Source organism: Terriglobia bacterium (assembly GCA_020072565.1).
Taxonomy (GTDB): domain Bacteria; phylum Acidobacteriota; class UBA6911; order UBA6911; family UBA6911; genus JAFNAG01.
Genome location: JAIQGI010000004.1, coordinates 86409 through 105045 on the forward strand (window position 1 = coordinate 86409; position 18637 = coordinate 105045).

Annotated in this window: 22 protein-coding genes; 19 read left to right on the forward strand and 3 right to left on the reverse strand. The window is 59.2% G+C overall.

The annotated features are described in order from the left end of the window. The first annotated feature begins 6 nt into the window (after positions 1–6). The 19 genes from LAP85_03485 to csrA all read left to right on the forward strand — a co-directional run bounded on the left by LAP85_03485 (position 7) and on the right by csrA (position 15605). A complete protein-coding gene (locus LAP85_03485) occupies positions 7–930 on the forward strand; it encodes a MinD/ParA family protein (protein MBZ5495440.1) in 924 nt (307 codons plus the stop codon). Between the two features lie 92 nt (positions 931–1022). After that, positions 1023–1796, forward strand: coding sequence for a FliA/WhiG family RNA polymerase sigma factor (locus LAP85_03490; protein ID MBZ5495441.1), 774 nt, complete (start codon positions 1023–1025; stop codon positions 1794–1796). A 10-nt stretch (positions 1797–1806) separates the two neighbouring features. Further along, on the forward strand, positions 1807–2784 hold the full coding sequence (gene fliM, locus LAP85_03495) for a flagellar motor switch protein FliM (protein ID MBZ5495442.1): 978 nt from the start codon (positions 1807–1809) through the stop codon (positions 2782–2784). Between the two features lie 9 nt (positions 2785–2793). Then, positions 2794–3705, forward strand: a complete 912-nt coding sequence (gene fliN / locus LAP85_03500; protein ID MBZ5495443.1) for a flagellar motor switch protein FliN — start codon at positions 2794–2796, stop codon at positions 3703–3705. Between the two features lie 173 nt (positions 3706–3878). Beyond that, positions 3879–4766 carry an HDOD domain-containing protein gene (locus LAP85_03505; protein ID MBZ5495444.1) on the forward strand — a complete coding sequence of 296 codons (888 nt, stop codon included), beginning with the start codon at positions 3879–3881 and terminating at the stop codon, positions 4764–4766. A 28-nt stretch (positions 4767–4794) separates the two neighbouring features. Continuing rightward, the gene (locus tag LAP85_03510) at positions 4795–5232 is read left to right on the forward strand and encodes a DUF2802 domain-containing protein (GenBank protein MBZ5495445.1); all 438 of its coding nucleotides are present in this window, start codon (positions 4795–4797) and stop codon (positions 5230–5232) included. 266 nt (positions 5233–5498) lie between these two features. Next, positions 5499–6233: a flagellar basal-body rod protein FlgF gene (flgF, locus tag LAP85_03515; protein ID MBZ5495446.1), complete on the forward strand. Its 735-nt coding sequence runs from the start codon at positions 5499–5501 to the stop codon at positions 6231–6233. A gap of 8 nt (positions 6234–6241) precedes the next feature. Then, entirely contained in the window at positions 6242–7030 is a 789-nt protein-coding gene (gene flgG, locus LAP85_03520) for a flagellar basal-body rod protein FlgG (protein MBZ5495447.1), read from the forward strand. A 347-nt stretch (positions 7031–7377) separates the two neighbouring features. Beyond that, a complete protein-coding gene (flgA, locus tag LAP85_03525) occupies positions 7378–8232 on the forward strand; it encodes a flagellar basal body P-ring formation chaperone FlgA (protein ID MBZ5495448.1) in 855 nt (284 codons plus the stop codon). A 9-nt stretch (positions 8233–8241) separates the two neighbouring features. After that, complete coding sequence (locus LAP85_03530) at positions 8242–8949, forward strand: flagellar basal body L-ring protein FlgH (protein MBZ5495449.1); 708 nt, start codon at positions 8242–8244, stop codon at positions 8947–8949. A gap of 12 nt (positions 8950–8961) precedes the next feature. Next, a complete protein-coding gene (locus LAP85_03535) occupies positions 8962–10071 on the forward strand; it encodes a flagellar basal body P-ring protein FlgI (GenBank protein MBZ5495450.1) in 1110 nt (369 codons plus the stop codon). 49 nt (positions 10072–10120) lie between these two features. Further along, positions 10121–10930, forward strand: a complete 810-nt coding sequence (locus tag LAP85_03540) for a peptidoglycan DD-metalloendopeptidase family protein (protein MBZ5495451.1) — start codon at positions 10121–10123, stop codon at positions 10928–10930. 179 nt (positions 10931–11109) lie between these two features. Further along, a complete protein-coding gene (gene flgM, locus LAP85_03545; GenBank protein ID MBZ5495452.1) occupies positions 11110–11424 on the forward strand; it encodes a flagellar biosynthesis anti-sigma factor FlgM in 315 nt (104 codons plus the stop codon). Between the two features lie 22 nt (positions 11425–11446). Beyond that, entirely contained in the window at positions 11447–11650 is a 204-nt protein-coding gene (locus LAP85_03550) for a hypothetical protein (protein ID MBZ5495453.1), read from the forward strand. Positions 11651–11653: 3 nt separating this feature from the next. Further along, positions 11654–12145: a flagellar protein FlgN gene (locus tag LAP85_03555; GenBank protein MBZ5495454.1), complete on the forward strand. Its 492-nt coding sequence runs from the start codon at positions 11654–11656 to the stop codon at positions 12143–12145. 96 nt (positions 12146–12241) lie between these two features. Continuing rightward, on the forward strand, positions 12242–13642 hold the full coding sequence (gene flgK / locus LAP85_03560; GenBank protein MBZ5495455.1) for a flagellar hook-associated protein FlgK: 1401 nt from the start codon (positions 12242–12244) through the stop codon (positions 13640–13642). Between the two features lie 2 nt (positions 13643–13644). After that, positions 13645–14520: a hypothetical protein gene (locus LAP85_03565; protein MBZ5495456.1), complete on the forward strand. Its 876-nt coding sequence runs from the start codon at positions 13645–13647 to the stop codon at positions 14518–14520. 330 nt (positions 14521–14850) lie between these two features. After that, positions 14851–15324, forward strand: coding sequence for a flagellar assembly protein FliW (locus LAP85_03570; protein MBZ5495457.1), 474 nt, complete (start codon positions 14851–14853; stop codon positions 15322–15324). Between the two features lie 56 nt (positions 15325–15380). Then, on the forward strand, positions 15381–15605 hold the full coding sequence (gene csrA / locus LAP85_03575) for a carbon storage regulator CsrA (GenBank protein MBZ5495458.1): 225 nt from the start codon (positions 15381–15383) through the stop codon (positions 15603–15605). Between the two features lie 163 nt (positions 15606–15768). On the opposite strand, the gene LAP85_03580 is transcribed toward csrA, so the two are convergent. The 3 genes from LAP85_03580 to fliS form a co-directional block, all read right to left on the reverse strand. Then, positions 15769–17643, reverse strand: coding sequence for a DUF115 domain-containing protein (locus LAP85_03580; protein MBZ5495459.1), 1875 nt, complete (start codon positions 17641–17643; stop codon positions 15769–15771). A gap of 62 nt (positions 17644–17705) precedes the next feature. Further along, positions 17706–18131, reverse strand: coding sequence for a hypothetical protein (locus tag LAP85_03585; GenBank protein ID MBZ5495460.1), 426 nt, complete (start codon positions 18129–18131; stop codon positions 17706–17708). A gap of 2 nt (positions 18132–18133) precedes the next feature. Continuing rightward, a complete protein-coding gene (gene fliS, locus LAP85_03590; protein ID MBZ5495461.1) occupies positions 18134–18625 on the reverse strand; it encodes a flagellar export chaperone FliS in 492 nt (163 codons plus the stop codon). Positions 18626–18637: the final 12 nt, after the last annotated feature.

The window sequence follows — 18637 nt, forward strand, 5'->3', positions numbered from 1 at the left end:
CATCACTTGAAGAGCATGCGCAAGCTGAATTGTCCCAGCACTACCGTGAGCAGCGAGGCAGATAAACCCGCCGCCGTGCCCGACCTGTCCCGGGGCAGACCCGCTAACCGCAGCCGACGCCCGGGCTGCCAAACCAGGATTCTGGCCGTGACCAGCGGCAAGGGCGGGGTGGGGAAGACCAACGTGGTGGCGAACCTCGCGGCCGGCCTGACCGAGATGGGGAAGCGGGTTGTGGTTTTGGATGCCGATTTCGGGCTCGCCAACATCGATGTTCTGCTGGGTCTGAACCCTCGCTTCCACCTGGGCCATGTGTTGTACGGCAAAAAGACGCTGACGGAGATCATGGTCGAAGGCCCGAACGGCATTCGAGTCATCCCGGCCAGCTCCGGGCTGCAGTGTCTGTCGGAGCTGACGCTCGAACAGAGGAACTATCTGGTGCAGAGTTTCACCGAATTGGAAGGAGATGCGGATTACCTCCTCATCGACACGGCAGCCGGCATTTCGAGCAACGTTCTCCACTTCCTGTTGGCCGCGCCCGAGGTTTTGGTGGTCAGCTCACCGGAGCCGACTGCCATCGTGGATGCTTACGCTGTCATAAAGATCATCCTGGCGGAGGAACCGGGCAAGACGATCCGGGTTCTCATCAATTCGGTTTCCGACGAAGACGAATCGCGGGATGTATTTCGCCAGATCAACTCCGTGGTCAGGAGATTCCTGAACCGCGAGGTGATCTATATGGGACATGTCGAGCGCGATCCGCACGTGGTGAAGGCGGTCCGCAGCCAGGTTCTGGTCACAGACTCCTACCCGAGCGCCCCGGCCAGCCGGTGCTTCCGAAAGCTTGCGCATGCGATTGCCCTGCAGAGTGAATCCGCCGGGGCGGCGCAGACGTTTGTGTGGGAAAAGCTTCTCAACCATTGGATCAACTGAAGTCTTCTCGAATGCGGATATACGTTTCTAAACCTTGAATAGCCTGCAAGGCGGCCGATGGCGGCAACGCCTTGCCCATCAGAGGAAATGCCATGCATGAAGCAGCACGTCAGGTGAAAGCCTACGAGGCGGCAATCCGACACGATGCGAGCCGTGATGCGCTGATCCTGGAGCATCTGCCGCAGATCAAGTACATCGCGCACCGGATCTCAGCCAAACTCCCGTCCCATGTGGAACTCAACGATCTGGTAAGTGCGGGTGTCCTGGGCCTGCTCGACGCCGTCGAGAAGTTCGATCCCGGGCGTGGTGTAAAATTCAAGACCTATGCCGAACTGCGCGTCAAGGGGGCCATTCTCGACAGCTTGAGAAACCTCGACTGGGCGCCGCGGTCGCTGCGCAAGCGCAGCAAAGACCTTGAGAAAGTCTACAAAGAGCTCGAGCAGCGTCTTGGACGCCCCGCTTCGGACAAAGAAGTCTGCGACGAGTTGGGCATCACGCTGGAAGAATTCTTTGAACTCGTGGACCAGATCAAAGGACTCAACCTGGGGAGCTTTCATGAAATGGCATCGCAGGAGGACGATCGCAACAGCGAGCCACTGATCAAGTACGTCCCCGACGCGCCGCAGTTGGACCCGTTCTTCGTCTTTCACAAATCGGAGATCCGCAATCTGCTTTCGGGTGCCATCGATGCCCTGCCGAAGAAGGAGAGACTCGTCGTGTCCCTCTACTACTACGACGAGCTCACGATGAAGGAGATCGGCAAGGTCCTGGGCGTCAACGAGTCGCGCGTCTCGCAGCTTCATACCAAGGCAATGCTTCGATTGCGGAACAAGCTGCGCAAAATCAAGCAGGACGACAACGCTTAGGGAGCCGCGCATGGAGAAGATACTCTCTCAAGACGAAATCAACGCGCTGTTTTCGACCATGTCCTCGGAAGGGGCTGCGCTGGAGGATTCCACCGACAAGGGGAGTGTAGTGGAGCGCAATGTCTCCAAATATGACTTTTGCCGGTCCGATCGCATTGCCAAAGATCAGATTCGCTCCATTCACCAGCTCCACACAAACTTCGCGCGCCAATACTCCTCCTCCCTCTCAGCCTACCTCCGTACCCTGGCAGAGGTCTCCCTGAACTCGGTCAACCAGATTTCCTACCTGGAATTCATCAAGCTCGTGGCGGATCCCACCCTCCTGTGCGCGCTCTCGCTGCACCCGTTGCACGGCAACCTCGCCATGGAGCTCAGCCCTCCTCTGGTTTTCCCGATCATCGACATGTTGTTGGGCGGGTCTGGGAAGCCGGCCGCGGAAAATCGAACCCTCACCGAAATCGAAACGCAGGTCGTTGAAGGAATCATCAAGCTGGCGCTCCGCGACCTGAAGGAAGCCTGGCGCCCGATTCTGGAGGTGAATCCGCAGCTGGCAGCGACGGAGACCAAACCGCAGATGCTGCAGCTCGTCGCTCCCGGCGAGGCGGTGGTCGCCATCGGTTTTGAAATCAAGGTGGGCGAGAACTCCGGGAGGCTCAACCTGTGCATACCTTCCGTGATACTGAAGAGCAACCGGGCGATTTTCGATCAGCAGCGGCGAACCCGTCGCCCTGACTCGGAGGGGAGCGAGACGGAGAGAATCAGCGAGATTCTGCGCAGCGCCCGCATAACTCTGGCCAGCGAGATCCATGATCATGCGCTCGTAGTCGAAGACCTCCTCAGCATGGGTGTAGGCGATGTCATCCAGCTCAATCATGCGGTGGGCGACCCGATCCAGCTCAACGTCGGCGGCGTGCCCAAGTTCTATGGACGGCTCGTCATGAGCCGAGGCAAGCGCGCATTTGAGATTTCCCACAGATATGTTTCCTGAGGTGTACTCGTGAATAACTCCAAGCTCTACAACCTGACCGATCAAGAGAAAGTTCTTGAGCCGCTGGCGCTCTCCCTGGCCGCGGGCTTTTCCGAGGCGGCCCGGAGCGCGTTGCATAGTTCGGCGATGGCGGCCTGCATCTCGATTGAGCCGACTCCCTTGCGAACGCTGTTAAAAGCCGCCGTGACCGGCATGGAGACCCGATTCGACTCCGGTATCAGCGGCTGCGTACTGCTCGTCATGGTCCAGACAGATCTGGCCCGGCTCGGAGGGCTGCTTTCAGGCAGGGAGCGTACGGAGGACACGGCGATTGCGCCCGAGACCCTGGATGCCTGTCTGAAGTTTTTTGCCGGCGGTTTGGAAGCGGCCGGCAAGAGTTTTGCGCAGTCATGCGGTCTGGCGATCCATGCCACTGCACCCACGCCCGTCCCTCCGGACGGACACAACGATGCGCTACTGACGCTGGCAGACTCTTACTCGAGTGCCATCGGCCTTACCCTTCAGCTGAGAGTGGAAAGCCACCCTGATTCCCAGATCCGGCTGCTTGTGCATAGCGACTTGCTGGCGTCTCTTAATGCTCAGCTCCCTCATTATGAGACATCGGCGGCGTCCGGTGTCCTGCCCGGAGGCGCCAATGGCTCCGGCAAGAAGCCGCAGGCCCGATGGAACATCGACCTGATTCTCGACGTGGAGCTCGAAGTTGCTGTTTCATTCGGCGAGACCCAGCTGCCACTGCGCGACATCCTCAAGCTTGGTGTCGGATCCGTAATTGAACTGGAAAAAGGGGTCAACGATCCTGTCACCGTCCTCGTCAACGAAAAGCCGATTGCGCGAGGCGAGGTGGTCATGGTCGACGGCAATTACGGGGTGAAAGTTCTTGAGGTGGAGAGCACTGCGGACCGGATCCGGTCGCTAGGGTAGGAGGATGCCGCCATGGTTCTCGCGATCATGGGAAACCCGTGCGGCGCGGGCGGGCTGCAGCCCGAGCCTGCCGGTGGAAAACCAATCCCATACCCTGAAGCCGGCGTGAGTAAAGCCGCCATCCCGGAATGGCTGGACTAAAGACCCTCCCATCACAGGGGCAGGAGTCGGGGATGTCGTCAAAAACCCAGAATTTCACCACACAAACATCGGTGCTGAATCTCCAGGAGATCGCCCGAAAGGCCGGCGATCTGCCTGCGTTTCCCGGCAATGCCATGACCGCCATGCAACTGATTGACAATCCCGATGTCAGCGTGCGGGCGCTCCAAGCGGTTATCGCCAAGGATCAGGCCTTGACGGCGCGCATTCTGAAGATCGTCAACTCTGCGATGTTCTGCTTCGAAAGGGAGGTTTCCACCCTCTCCCATGCGATTACGATCCTGGGATTGGATACGGTCCGCTCCGTCATTGTCGCCGCGTCGGTGCAGCAGATCTTTCATATGGGCCCGGCAGCAGCCCGGGACCTCACGACCAGATTGTTCTGGGAGCACTCCTGGGGGGCCGCGGTTGCTGCCAAAGCCATTGCTGCGCACACCGGGTATCCGGTGCTGGAAGAGGCTTTCACCTGCGGCTTGCTCCACGACATGGGGAAAATGGTGATGTTGAAGAACCAGAGCCATCTCTACCATGAGATTCTGAACGATGTCTATCGTGGCCAGATCGACTTCTGCGAAGCGGAGCTCCAGGCCTTCGGATTCTCACATGCCGACCTCGGTGCACTGCTGGCGTTGAAATGGAATTTCCCTCCGCAGCTGGTCGAAGGCATCCTTTACCATCACGAATTCGCCAAGGCGCCCGGCTACTGCCGGCTGGCTGCCATCGCGTCGCTGGCCGACGCCATGATGGTGGCCCTCGAAGTGGGTTTCCGAAAAGACAAGTCGTTGATCCTGGAACACGAGTTGTCGGCTGCGTATTTGAAGCTGACGGCTCAGGCATTGAACAGAATGGCTGCGGAAGTGCAGACCATGATTCCTACGCTGCCCGGCCGCACGCCCGCATGAGGCGCGCTACGGGCGGTCCGAGGTATCTATGAACTGGCTTGACGGTTTTCTTTGCCTGCTCAGTGCGGCAGCACTGCTCTCGGCAGGCGGGTACTACCTCCTGCAGCGCCACTGGCGGCGTCGCTTTCAAGCCCTCAGTGAAGAGGTGGCACGGGTTTCCGAGGATTTGGCCCAGGTGGTTGAATTGCAGGCGGATATCTATCGCAGGCTCTGCCGCGACCTCAATGACGTCGAGGAAAAGGTGCTTGACCTGTCGGTGCCCTCGTCGGATGTGCCGCCTCCCTTGGAACGCAGGCATCAGGTTCTAACGCTCGCCCGCAAAGGCGTTGCCGTCGACGAGATCGCCCGCCGCCTTAATATGCCCCGGGGTGAGGCGGAGCTGATCTTGAGCCTGCGCAAGTATGTAGATGCCAAGACCCCGACGGAACCGGCTCATGGCGTGCTCAGAGGATATGCGCGGGCATAGGACTGCCGGATCGGGACGTGAGCTACGGAGCGCGGCAGCCCTGACCGGATCTGCAGGCGAGCGTGCATATTCCAAAGTTGCCCAGCCGGGTAGGAAAATTCTGCCAGTTCCTGTCGGAACCTTGACGCTTTTCCGGCCCGGGCGATGGCGAATGGCAGTGAAAACAGGCGATTTCGGGATTCAGACCCATGGCACGGAATTTGCTACTGCTCTGGTGGCGACACCGATAAGACGCGGCTTCCGGCGGGGAGCACAGGAGATGAGACGTGCATAGCGGCATATATATAGCCTACTCCGGACTAAAGGCTCAGATGGATACGCTGGACACGCTGGCGAACAACCTGGCCAACGTCAATACAACCGGGTTCAAGGAACAGAAGTCCTTCTCTACCGCCTTGAACCTGGCGCTGGGATCGCCCGACGCACCGGCGCTCGATGCCGCCATCAACAATGCCGTCTTGACCGAGAGCGCAACGAATTTCAGCAGTGGTAATCTGGTCAAAACGGACCGGGACCTGGATCTGGCCCTCACGGGCAACGGCTTTCTGACTGTTGAGACGCCAGGCGGCCTGCGCTATACGCGCAACGGCAATCTGACCACCGACGCCAGATCGGTGCTGTGTACATCGGAGGGATTCCCCGTCCTCGGCGAGCGCGGGCGCATCGTACTCAGTCCCGGGAAAGTGAACATCAACGAGGACGGCGAGATCCTCGTCGACGGCACGCGCACCGACCGTCTCAAACTCGCATCCTTCGACAATCCGGCCTCGCTTCTCAGCGAAGGCAGCTCGCTGTTCGTGCCTGCCCAACGCGACCTGGTTGCCAGGCCTGCGTCGGGAGTGACTGTCAGACAAGGGTATCAGGAGCAGTCGAATGTCAATCCGGTGCTGGCTACCGTGCGCATGGTGGAGATTCTGCGCCATTTTGAGGCCATTCAGAAGAGCATCAGCCTGATGTTTAACGATATGGACGCCAAGGCGATCGAAAGACTCTCACGCTAGGAGAACCTATGTTACGTGCCCTGTACACCGCCGCGAGCGGAATGGAAGCGCAACAGCTCAACATCGACACAATTGCGCACAATCTTGCCAACGTCAATACCGGCGGCTTCAAGCAGCGCCGGACCCAGTTTCAGGACCTGCTGTATCAGGACGTCCGCAACGCAGGCACGTCGAATACCGCCAGTACGGAGATTCCGGTCGGCTTGCAGATCGGGCTTGGAACCAAGCCGGTCGCCACGGAGATGATATTCACCCAGGGAGACTTTTCGTCTACCAACAACCCTCTCGATCTGGTCATCGAGGGACAGGGATTTTTCCAGGTGCGTCTGCCAAACGGCCAGCTGGCCTATACGCGCAACGGCAATTTTCACATGAATCGAGAGGGTTCGCTCGTCACCTCCGATGGCGATCTGCTCGATCCCCAGATCACCATTCCGCAGGATCAGGTTGGCATCATGATCGGGGCGGATGGCACCGTCTCCGTCGTCCAGGCGGGCCAGACGCAGCCGCAACAGGTCGGCAAGATCGAGATCGCACTTTTTCAGAATCCTGCCGGGCTCCAAAGCCTCGGCAAAAACCTTTTTACCCCGACCCAGGCATCGGGTGACGCCATCACGGGCACACCCGGCGAGGACGGGCTGGGGACACTGCTCTCCGGTTTCATTGAACAATCCAATGTGAGCGTCGTGCAAGAGATGGTCGCCATGATCGTGAGCCAGCGGGCTTACGAAGCGAACTCCAAGGTCATCCGGACCGCTGATGAAATGTTCTCTCAAGCTAACAATGTCGTGAGGTAAAAGCCGGAACCATGCAAGCTCCGAACCCTCTCCTCGGACCACGCCCTGCCTGTTCTGCACTCCGACCATCGATTCGGACTGCCTCTGGCGCAAGCTGTGGCCGGAGAGATGGTCACTTCAACACTCTATTCCCATCGGGCCCGGGGAGCCCGTCGAGCGCGTCTCGGCGGCTTCCGGCTCGTCCCTTGCTGCCTGAAACTGTGTTCTGCCGTCCCGTGGTTGAGGGGAGAGTTCGAAGCTTGCTGGCCGCTGGCGCCGCTCTATTTGCGCTCCTGGCCTGTGTTCGGATCGTTTCAGCAAATGCGCCTGCCGCGTCCTGCACCGTGCGATTGCGGCCGCAGGCGACGGTGAAGAGCACCGCGCTGGTCCTTGCCGACATCGCCGACCTGAGTGGGGCAGAGGAAACGCTCGTCACGCAGTTGGCCCGGATGCCGCTGGGCTCCATCAAGGATGTGCGTGTTTTGAGCCGCTTGGAAGTCCTTTCCCTGATCCGGAGTGAGATCCCGAATCCTGATGATGTTCTGATGACCGGGGCTGACTTCACCCGGGTCTCCATCGCGACGCGCACGGCGGAGGCCGGGGAAATCGCCGCCGTCGTGAAGGCACATCTGGCCTCGGTAACTCCGTGGCGGGAGGATGAAATCGAGGTCCGCGCCATCGACAACCTGAAGATGATCGCGCTGCCCCAGGTCGATATTCAGCTGCGTGTCGCCAGCCGGGGGACGCCCGCGAATTTCAGAAGCACGCTGCTGTCTGTCGAGGCGGTCTTCGATGGACAGCCCATCCGGACCTTTTGGGTCAAGGCGGATGTGCGCGTGCGCGCTCAGGTAGTCCAGGTGGCGAAACCGGTACCGTATCGAAGTGTGCTGAAGGCCGACGACCTCCGGGAAGTCATGTGCGAAATCGCGGACCCGCGCGCCGACTATATCCGCACCTTTGCCGAAGCGGTGGGTAAGACGGCCAAACGCGCGCTCGGGCCGGGAGAACTTCTCAGCCGGAACTGGGTGGATGAGGTCAGGCTTGTTCGCAGCGGAGAGACGGTGAGACTGCTGGTGCAGATCAACGGCATCAGCGTCACGACTCTCGCACGCGCCCTCCAGAGCGGCAAGTTGGGAGACCGGGTCAAGGTCAGGAACATCGATTCCGATCGTGCGATTACGGCCGTGGTTACGGGCCAGGGCGAAGTGCGGGTCGCGAATTAGGGGGTGAGCATGTATTCAGATTGTGGAAAGCTTCGTTGCCGGTTCTTGTCGGTTTTACTCCTTGCAATCCTGGCGGCAGCTTGTGGGCCGAAGACGGTGCGGACGACCGCTGCCGGCAGCCTGGGCAGCTACGTTGCCGAGGCGAACGCGGGGGCTCCGGCCCAACAGGCCGGCGATGGTTCATTGTGGCTGGGGCAGGGATCATACTCGAACCTGTTCCGCGACTTCAAGGCGCGCCAGGTGAACGATGTGGTGACCATTGTCGTCTCCGAAGCCACTCAGGCCAACTCCGCCGCGGATGCGACGAGCAACAAAGACAGCTCTGCCCAGGTAGGATTCAGCAATCTGTTCGGCGCCGAAAAGAAGATCAAAGAACTCTCCAACGCCGTCAACGGCAAGAGCACCACGACTTTCAAAGGTGCGGGTTCGACCACACGCGCCACCACGCTCACGACCACGGTCACCGCCCGTGTTAAGGGAGTTTTGCCCAACGGTTATCTCCTGATCGAAGGGGTGCGGGAGGTTCGCCTCAACAACGAGAACCAGACCATCTACCTCACCGGGATTGTCCGTCCCGAAGATATCAATGCCCGGAACGTAGTCTCCTCCGGCGCAATTGCCCAGATGGAAATCCGGGTACAGGGCCGAGGGATTGTGAGTCAACCCCTGAAACCGGGCTGGCTTTATCGAATATTGAATGGGGTTCTACCCTTCTAGGACGAGGGCGACATGAAGCGTTTTTGTGCCACCGGCTTTCTGTTCGTGCTCCTTCTGTCTCCGGCCCTGTATTCCCAGGTGCCCGGCGCCAGCCGCATCAAAGACATCGCGTCATTTGAAGGAGTGCGTGACAACCAGCTTGTGGGTTACGGACTGGTTGTCGGCCTCAATGGCACCGGGGACCGGCGCCAGACGTTCTTTTCCACTCAGACGCTCACGAACATGCTCGAGCGAAGCGGCATCACTGTCTTACCCGACCAGATCCGGGTCAAGAACATTGCGGCGGTGATGGTCACGGCGATCCTGCCCCCCTTTGTACGGAAGGGGAGCCGCATCGATGTCACGGTCAGTTCGATCGGCGATGCCGAGAACATCCAGGGGGGCGTGCTCATCATGACGCCGCTCAAAGCGGTCAACAGCGACACCTACGTGGTAGCCCAGGGACAGCTCGCCCTCGGCGGTTTCAGCGCGAGCGCCGGAGGAAGCCGGGTGCAGACCAACCATCCTACCGTCGGGAGGATTCCCAATGGCGGACTGGTCGAAAAAGAAGTGGAGGTTGACCTTGTCGGCAAAACCCAGCTGACGCTCGTGCTGCACGACAGCGACTTCACCAGCGCCAGCCGGGCCGAGCACGTAATCAACGATTCGGTCGGAAGGCAGGTGGCTGCGGCTCGGGACGGCCGCACGATTTCGATCAAGGTTCCCGAGGAGTATACCAATCGTGTCGTGGAATTCATGGCCCTGGTAGAAAACGCCAGGATGGATGTGGATTCCCCCGCCCGTGTCGTGCTCAATGAACGCACCGGCACCATTGTCCTCGGCAAGGAAGTGAAGATTTCCTCGGTCTCGATCATTCACGGGAGCCTTTCCCTCCAGGTGGGTACCATCCTGGACGTTTCCCAGCCCGCCCCCCTGTCAGGGGGCAAGACGACCGTGGTTCCCCAGACGACGGTCGCAGCGCAGGAGGAGAAGGCCAAAGCGGTAGCCCTTCGGGATGGAGCCAGCGTCGAGGAGGTCGTGCGCGCGTTGAACTCGATCGGCGCTTCGCCGCGGGACATCATCGCAATCCTCCAGGCAATCAAGGCGTCGGGGGCACTTCAGGCGGAGCTGGAGATTATCTGATGAACACGTGGTCTCTGACATCGACACGACCGCGGAAAGGAGGCCGGGGATGCAGGATGCGCTGGCTGCCCGCTTGTTGAACCACGCGGGCATGGATGCTCTTGACCGCTCGACCCTGTCGCCTGCGCAAAAGAAGGCAAGCGGGACCGGTGACGATGCCGCCCGGCTGCGGTCGGCGGCAAAGGAATTCGAGGCTCTGTTCCTTAACTATCTGCTGAATGTGATGCGCGAGACCATTGAGGATTCGGGCCTCAGCGAGAAAGGCCTGGGAGAGAGCACCTATACCGAGCTTTTTGATCAGGAGGTAGCCCGAAGTCTGGCTGCGAGGGGCGCTCTGGGTATTTCGGATATTCTGGTCCGCAAACTATCAGGACAGGCGCCGGCCGCGGGGCCGGGTACAGAACATGAGTCTGCTCCGAGGCTGTCGCCTGCCTCCGGGCCAGGCCTCCACAGCGGCGGGTTGGACGAGGTCCCTGATTTCCGCATGCCCGTTCAGGCGCATTTTTCCTCGTCCTTCGGCATCCGCAAGGATCCCTTTACCCACGAGATGCGCATGCACCGGGGGGTGGACATCGCCGCTCCTGAAGGCTTGGAAGTGCGCGCTGCCTGCGCCGGGCAGGTGGTTTTTTCCGGATATGAGAAGGGTTACGGCAATACCGTTGTGGTCCAGCATCCAGGCGGATTCGAGACCCGCTATGCCCACCTCGGCAAGCTCCTGGTGAGCGCCGGGGATTTGCTGCAGACAGAGCAGGTTCTGGGCACTGTGGGCAACACCGGCCGGTCAACGGGGCCGCACCTCCATTTCGAGGTGAGCCGTTACGGGGATCGGATCGATCCGAAACCGTTGTTGCCTGAGTGAGGGAACAGGGGGCAGTCCAGTTTTCCGGGATCACCGCAATGAACGCAAAAGCGTGGTGAGGAAGGTCAGAATTTCCCCTTTTCCCGATTTGGGACTCGGAGGCTAAGTCAGGAAGCCCTAAAGTGTTACATTCAAGAGGACGATATAGCGCTCGAGAAGGGTACACTCTTGAGGACACTATGGAAATTAACGGCAAATCCCCCCTGATCGACCTGGGAACAAGAACGAACAGGCTCGAACTCCAGGATCAGCAGGCACAGCGCCAGCAGAAAGTTGATCGTGGATCGGTTGCCGCCGATCCGGACCGGGTCGAACTTTCGGTTCGCAGTCGCGAGATTCAGCATATTGATGAATTGATCCGCTCCACACCGGATGTGCGAGAGGGTTTGGTTGAACGAGTTCGGCGTTCGATCGAAAACGGGACGTACAACGTGAAAGCCGAACAGGTTGCTGAAAAAATCTTGGGCGGTAGTTTGATCGACCAGATTTTCTAGCTAGCCGCTCCTGGAGGTCGCCATGGCTGACGACTTCGGAAGAGTTAATCCCGTTTCGCGCCACTTTCTGGATCGCGGTGCCCGGGAGGAGCCGTACCAGGGGCGACACTCCAAGAAGCACCAGGGGCACGTCGGGGACAGCGCCGACGTGGTCGCGGATGAAGTTGCGGAGGAATCGGCCGCGGATGCGCCCGCAGCCGGGAATCACATCGACCTCAGGATTTGAGCGATGGAAGAGCAAATCGCCGCTTTGATGAACATAGTCCGGGAAGAGATCGCGCTCTACCGTGATCTTATCGATCATGCGCGCAGGAAGACCGCGCTTCTGGTGCGCGGTCCCCTGGAAGCGATTCTGGAGAGCAACAAAATCGATGAGACTTTCAATGTCAAGCTGCGGCTGTTGGAGAATGAAGTGGCGCGGCTCTGCCAGCAGTTGTGCCAGGCGCTTCACATCGCGCGCGAAGAGTTTACTCTGTTGAAACTTGCCGACGGTGTTGAACAATCTGTGGCTGCCGAGATCAGGTCGCAATCGACGCTGTTCAAGCACATGGTGGACCAGCTCAAGAGCGTCAACCAGCGGAACCGCAAGCTGGTCGAAAACTCGCTCCATTATTCCCACGGTCTCCTCGACTTCATCTCCAATGCCACCAGTTCCTATCAAAGCACGGGATTGTTCAAGCCCTACTCCGCCGTGGCCAACACGATCTCCGACAAGGCGTAGCCGCGGGATTTCGACAGGGTGAAGGGTTTCCTCTGCCCATCAGAGGCTGTTTCACCTTTCGGCCGTTCCTGTCGAGGAAGGCTGGAGATTTTCATCATGTCTTCACTTTTCGGCAGCTTGGGAATTGCCCGCCAGGCCCTCCTTGCCCAGCAGATGGGCCTCGACGTCACCCAGAACAACATCGCCAACGTAAACACACCCGGCTACGCGCGCCAGCGGGCCGAGTTCGTGCCCGGCGCCGCGGTGCTGCAGTACACATACCAGAATGGTTCCGGTGTGCAGCTGGCCTCAATCCAATCCTACCGCTCGCGGCTTCTCGACCATCGCGTCAACGATGAGCTTCAGCACCAGGGCGAGTATGATGCGTCCTCTTCAGCGTTGCAGCAGATCGAGGCTCTTTTCAACGAGAGCAGCGGTTCGGGGCTCCAATCGACAATTACCGGTTTCTTCAACAGTTTCAGCTCGCTGGCCAATGCGCCCGAGGATGCAACGCTGCGGCAACAGGTCCTGGCGCGCGGCGAACAGTTGGGCTCTCGGTTTCGTGATCTCTACGCGCAGGTGCAGGCGGTGCAGTCGCAGCAAGATCAGGCCATCTCGGCTACGGTTGCCGAGATCAACTCAGTTTCAGCGAATATCGCCAGGCTGAACGTCGAGGTTGAAGCTGCCCGCGGTGCCCTGGCAAACGAAAATAACCTGGTTGATCAGCGACAGCAACTGGTGGACCGCCTGGCGGGGCTTGTCGACATATCCTATTTCGAAAACGACTCCGGGAGTCTCACGATCACGACGCGCCAGGGAGCCCTCCTGGTCGCCGGGAACCAAAGCAATCCCTGGCAGGCCGTAACGTCTCCTGCCAGCAGTCTGCTTGAGATTCACGCCGGCGGCGCGGACATCACTGCCACAATTCAGTCCGGCAAGCTCGGCGGTCAGCTCAAAGTGCGTGATACGAACTTGCCTTCCTACCTGACGGCACTCGATGACATGGCGGCTACCATCATCGGGAGCGTGAACCAGCAGCATGCGTTGGGATCCGATCTCAATGGTAATGCCGGGGGCGATTTCTTTGTCCCATTTGTGCCGGTGACGCCGGGCTCCAATCTCGGGGCTGCGCGCGCCATCAATGTTGCGATCATCGATACCGACAAGATTGCCGCCGCCGGCGCCGGTGGCGGGCCGGGGTCCAACACCAACGCGCAAAGCCTTGCAGACATCCAGAACCGATTGCTCTTGTCAGGAAACAGCGCGACCGTGAGCCAGGCTTACTCCAACCTCATTTTCCAGATAGGAATAGATACGCAAAACAGCGTGGACGGACTTGCGACCCAGGATCATCTGGTTGCACAGCTGCAAAATCAGCGGGATGCCGCTTCCGGCGTCAGCCTGGATGAGGAGGCCATCAACCTGATGCGTTACCAGAAGGCCTTTGAGGCCAGCGCCCGATTCATCAGCCTCATCGACACTCTGACTGAAGACGTGATCAATATCCTTGGAGCATAATCATGCGTATTTCCGACTCGATCAGCTATCGTAGCCTCCTCGACAACCTGAACATGCTCAACGAAAGGGCGGAACAGGCGAATGAGGAAGTGTCTTCCGGAAAGAGGCTCAATCATCTGCACATCGCGCCGGCCGACAGTGCCGAGATGGTGAAGCTCAACGATCAACTGTCTCAGCTCGATCAGTACCAGACCAATGCCGACAACAGCGGCTTCTTTCTGCAAGTCAGCGAGTCGACTCTTAACTCCATATACAATCTGGTTACCTCTATTTTCACCCGCGGCAGCGCGGCTGCCAACGGTCCCAACGATGCCAACACCCTCGCCACGCTCGCGGCCGACATCCGATCCCAGCGCGATCAGATCTTTTCGCTGGCCAACACCCAGGTCAGAGGTCGATACATTTTTGCGGGCTCGAGTGTCACCACGCCCGCGTTTTCAATTACCGGTGACACCGTCACCTACCTCGGTAATGCCGACGTCAACACGATCGACATCAGCAACGGCCTCAAGGTGAACCAAAACATTCCGGGTGCGGCCGTCCTCGCACCGGTGTTCAATACTGTCGAGACCTTGCTGACAGCAATCGGCAGCGGCAATCAAACTGCCATCCAATCCGCCCTCGCCGGATTCTCCGGCGCCCTCGCCACCTTGGGCCGGGTCCGCACGTCGCTGGGAGTGGATCTAAGCAAGCTGCAGGATGCTGCCCTGGCACGCCAGACGCAGGAAACAGACATCAAGACGCGCCAATCGCATATCGGAGATGCCAACATGGCCGAGGCTATCTCCCGACTTTCCCAAACGCAGACTGCAATGCAAGCCGCACTCACTGCGGGATCGCTCATTCATCAGAAGAACCTGTTCGATTTTCTAGGGTGACCTGGGGGAACGCTGTAATCGTATGCAGGAGGTGGCAATGTCTTACAGATCCGAGGCCGAAGGGAGAGCTTGGTGCGTTGCCAGACCCTTCGCTTCTGCCATACCATGAAGCGCCGCTCGCCGCGCCCGGCCGCAGACAACAGGGCCGGTGCTCTCCCCACTAAATTCGTAGACAGCGCCCTCAGGGCAAATGTAGAATGTGCGAGGTTGCCGGCCTGGCTTTGGGTTCATAGGGGCTGAAAGTGATTTTCCGCGGCGTCGCGCCGCAAAAAGCCCGGTACTCCGACCTCGTTTTCATGCAATTGCAGTTATTCGTTTGATCGCGGTTCCATGATGACTGAATCGAAAGCTTTGACCGTTCGGACAACCAATTTCGGCGAAATTGAAGTTCCTGTCGCCAGCATCATCGGTTTTGACGAGGGCATTCCAGGATTTCCTCAGATCCACAAGTTTGCCATCCTGGAATTCGAGCATCTGAAACCTTTCCAATACCTGCAGTCTCTTGACGATCCTCCCATCGCTCTTTTGGTGGTAAATCCCTTCCTGCTCCACCCCGCCTACGCATTTGAGCTGGGGGACGCGGATATGTGCGATTTGAAAACGGACAAGCCTGAGGAGGTGTCGGTATTCGCGGTGGCTACCATACCTGAGAACCCTTCGGAGGCGACGCTGAACCTGATGGCTCCGATCCTGATCAACCAGAAGAATCGGTGCGGCAAGCAGGTGATTCTCCTGGACAGCCAATATTCCGTGCGCCACCCGCTCTTCGGCTCCTCGGAGCGCCACAGTGCGGAAACGGTGTAGGGCATGTCTCTGAGCGCCACAACATACGGGTGGAAGGACTTGAGTCGGAGACACCTGTGCTAGTATTCACGCGGAAAAAGGGAGAAAGCCTGATCATCGGCAACGAAATCGAAGTCACTATCCTCAATATAGGAAGTAGCAGCGTCAAGGTAGGTATCAACGCGCCGCGCCACATTTCCGTGCACCGTCAGGAAGTCTACGAGGCAATCAAGCGGGAAAATGTGGCTGCGTCCAAATCTCAGCTCCCACCTCCTGACGTCCTCAAAAAGCTGCTTGAGTAGAGCCGAAGAATCACGCTGGGCGTGCAGCCACTGCCGGCGACCCCTGAGGACTCCCCTGGTTCATACGGCCATTTCTGACTGTTCTGTTTCGAAAATACTATTGAAAAGCAAAGGCTCAACGCAGGTGATGCGGTGGGCAACTGGGAGAGTTCGGGATTGCGGATCAAAATGCTCCCCGTCCTGTGCAACCCTTCACGGCTTCATTCAGCTTGCGAAGTGCATCATCGATCGTGGTACGCGCTCGAGCGACGGACTGGAAGTACTCAAGATAGGCTCCCCGGAGCTCTGAGATGCCGGCGGGACCGTGCAATCGGACTCCCAGCGCAGCGCGTCGTCTCAGGAACTGTGTATTGCCAAGCTGGTTGAAGGAGTCGATGATCGGTGCGAGCCGGCTCAAAGTATGCAGCGATTCATTGACCCGCTCCAACCGGGCGAGATCCTCTTGCCCTAAGGCCGGATTCCCGGCAGTGCACAGTTGAATTCCCTCTGCCAGGACGGCCTCCAACTGCCCAGACTCCTTTTCCAGCGCTGCCAGAATGACTGTGCCCCTAATGCTGCCGCTGCTCGCCGCTTTGGAGAACACACGTCGGATCCGGTCGCGCAAGTCGTGCTGTTTATCGCCGCACCGGTGCAAGGCTTCATGAAGACTCATGACCGCCAGATTGTCTCTGAGCATTCCTCCCTCAGTGGCGTTGATGAAATTGACTTCCGGATGTTTTTCGATCTCGGAACCGATCCAGTTCCAGTAGGCCATGAGCTTGTCGGTGGTTTCCACCGGCCGACCAAAGAGATCTTCCGTTACCACGATTCTGTTCGAGGCCCGGAGTTCTGCCCAGCGGCGCTGCCATGCATCCGGGCTGCCGACCTCATGGAACCACTGTTCCTCCCAGTGCAGGCCCGAACAGTAGGTGCGCCCGTCGCTGAAGGCGAGGTCCTGACCGACAAAAATGACAGGGTCACATCCCAACAGCAGGGCGAAATCCAGGCACATGGTTGCAACGGAACCCCAGGCGCGCAGAGTCCCCTTGGAGGCAAGAAGCTCGGAAAGAGTCCGGAGCGACGAATTTTCGAACCTGCAGAGAATTGTACGGCCGTTGAACGATGCAAGGGTTTCAGGGTACGCGGTGGCTTCGGCGACCAGATAGGTCTCCCGTGCAACGGCGTCCTTGAGATGGAGGTAGTTCTCATAACCGGGATCGCCGCTTAAGACGAAATGGGGTTCGATGCCGGATGCGAGCAGCGGCTTCAGTGCCGTGTCGGCTGCCAGAACCAACACCTGGTTCTGGAATGGGCGCAGTTCGTGAATGTTCCGATCCAGGGAGGGTCCTGCTGCGACCAGCACGGCGGGAACACCCGCGAACCTGCGTGCAAAAGCGCTGACGCCGGGCGACGAAGAAGCGCGGGAGAAGTTGGTTATGAAGTTGTCCAGGAACACGGGCGCTTTTCCCACGAGCGTGTTGATGTCGGTGAAGATCTGTAGTGTCTGGCTCTTTATGATTTCAGCAGCAGCTTTGAACAGGCCCGGTTTAAGTACGAGCGAAGGTGGATGACTGATGAATACGCTCTTGCGCGCCTGCACGGGATCAAAAAACTGTTTCCATTGCTGTGCCAGCTCATTTCCCCCTGCAGGCCAGGCGAAGTGGATGTTCGGCAGCGCCAGCCATGATGTCAGGTCACGCGCCGCAAGTGCCGCGAGCAGGATCTCCAGATCCGATTCGACCACGAAGATGTGCGCGGTCTCTGGCGCCACTCTTTCGAGCAGGGCATCCAGCCCGTATCCGAGCCCAAAACCCAGGAAGACAAAATAGTCCGCTTCAGCAAGGTCAAGGTCCTTCAGGGACTGACGTGCTTCCGGCATCGGATCATAACGGCTGTGGAGCGGCACGGGATCCCCGGCATCGCGGCGATAAAAAGCGGTGGGCGGGCCTTTGCGTGACGGGGAAAGCTGCAGGCGCGTGAGGTCGGTTCCGCTCAGGAGCCGGGCGAGTTCCGGCTGTCGGGGTGCGAGTGCTGCGAGATTGAGTTCGAGGCAATCCAAAATGCTACCCGTTAGGCGAAGGGAGCTTTTTGCTCCAGGGGAAATCTGTGCCGCCAGGGCGGCTACTGACGGGCATCTATAAACTTCGGCCGATTCTCCCTGTATCCTCGCACGCTCTGCAGGAACTGCTCTCCAAGCTTGAGCTCCTGGAGGGATTCCCGGGCCGTGCGCTGCAATGTGCCAAAGCCGGCGATATTTCTCTCGATCAGTTGCAGCAGTTGCCGGGCCCGCTCCGAGAGGTCGGATGCGCGGGATGCAACCTCGCTTCGGTTCCTGTTGGACGGCTTGGAGCTTTGCCAATCACGGGCGAGATGAACGAATCGCCGGCTGGCCTCCTCGGCACGCTGTACCAGATCGGTCATCAGGCGCTCGCGGTCGGGATCCGCCGGCCGGTCTGTCTCCAGGTTACGATACTGTTGGTTGAGCCGGCATTCCAGTGCATCGTAGAGTCTTTCCAGGCCCTGCAATTCCGAGTCGATGGGATTCATCTCTAGGCCGTGATGTTGAGGTTTGCCAGTGCGGAAGCAGCTGGCCCGGGGGTTGCCATGGACAGAGCGGGAGCGGCAGGTGCGGTTGTGGCTGCCGCGGCGCCGTCGGGCCTGGCCTTGCCTTTTTCGGCCTGAGCCACCTCTGCCCAGGCGCTGCGCAGGCTGCACAGCAGCTTTACGCATTCCTTCAAGGGTGCTGTGTCCTGTTGCAGGTTCGCCCGAAAGACGAGGTCCTTCATGTAGCGATAAAGGCGCTCCAGGGAAGAGGCAATTCCCCCACCTGCTTCGAAATTGAGGTTTGCCTGCAGCTCGGTGAGGATCGATGTCACTTTGTTGAGGCAGCGGACGCGGCCGGCAATGTCATGGGCGGCGAGGCGCTCCTGCGCTTTCTGGAGACCAGCGATGGCGGCATCGTAGAGCAGGACCACGAGCTCAGTCGGACTTGCGGTCTTGATCTCGACCTCCTGGTATCGATGAGCCTGGCTGTACGGCATTCGATGCTCCCT

Bases quoted from the DNA above. Each gene is read 5' to 3' on its own strand.
- LAP85_03490 (MBZ5495441.1), top strand. From the start codon at position 1,023: ATGCATGAAGCAGCACGTCAGGTGAAAGCCTACGAGGCGGCAATCCGA.
- LAP85_03570 (MBZ5495457.1), top strand. From the start codon at position 14,851: ATGATGACTGAATCGAAAGCTTTGACCGTTCGGACAACCAATTTCGGC.
- LAP85_03565 (MBZ5495456.1), top strand. From the start codon at position 13,645: ATGCGTATTTCCGACTCGATCAGCTATCGTAGCCTCCTCGACAACCTG.
- flgM (MBZ5495452.1), top strand. From the start codon at position 11,110: ATGGAAATTAACGGCAAATCCCCCCTGATCGACCTGGGAACAAGAACG.
- LAP85_03585 (MBZ5495460.1), bottom strand. From the start codon at position 18,131: ATGAATCCCATCGACTCGGAATTGCAGGGCCTGGAAAGACTCTACGAT.
- flgG (MBZ5495447.1), top strand. From the start codon at position 6,242: ATGTTACGTGCCCTGTACACCGCCGCGAGCGGAATGGAAGCGCAACAG.
- LAP85_03550 (MBZ5495453.1), top strand. From the start codon at position 11,447: ATGGCTGACGACTTCGGAAGAGTTAATCCCGTTTCGCGCCACTTTCTG.
- LAP85_03510 (MBZ5495445.1), top strand. From the start codon at position 4,795: ATGAACTGGCTTGACGGTTTTCTTTGCCTGCTCAGTGCGGCAGCACTG.
- flgK (MBZ5495455.1), top strand. From the start codon at position 12,242: ATGTCTTCACTTTTCGGCAGCTTGGGAATTGCCCGCCAGGCCCTCCTT.
- LAP85_03535 (MBZ5495450.1), top strand. From the start codon at position 8,962: ATGAAGCGTTTTTGTGCCACCGGCTTTCTGTTCGTGCTCCTTCTGTCT.
- LAP85_03540 (MBZ5495451.1), top strand. From the start codon at position 10,121: ATGCAGGATGCGCTGGCTGCCCGCTTGTTGAACCACGCGGGCATGGAT.
- LAP85_03505 (MBZ5495444.1), top strand. From the start codon at position 3,879: ATGTCGTCAAAAACCCAGAATTTCACCACACAAACATCGGTGCTGAAT.
- LAP85_03530 (MBZ5495449.1), top strand. From the start codon at position 8,242: ATGTATTCAGATTGTGGAAAGCTTCGTTGCCGGTTCTTGTCGGTTTTA.
- fliM (MBZ5495442.1), top strand. From the start codon at position 1,807: ATGGAGAAGATACTCTCTCAAGACGAAATCAACGCGCTGTTTTCGACC.
- LAP85_03555 (MBZ5495454.1), top strand. From the start codon at position 11,654: ATGGAAGAGCAAATCGCCGCTTTGATGAACATAGTCCGGGAAGAGATC.
- fliS (MBZ5495461.1), bottom strand. From the start codon at position 18,625: ATGCCGTACAGCCAGGCTCATCGATACCAGGAGGTCGAGATCAAGACC.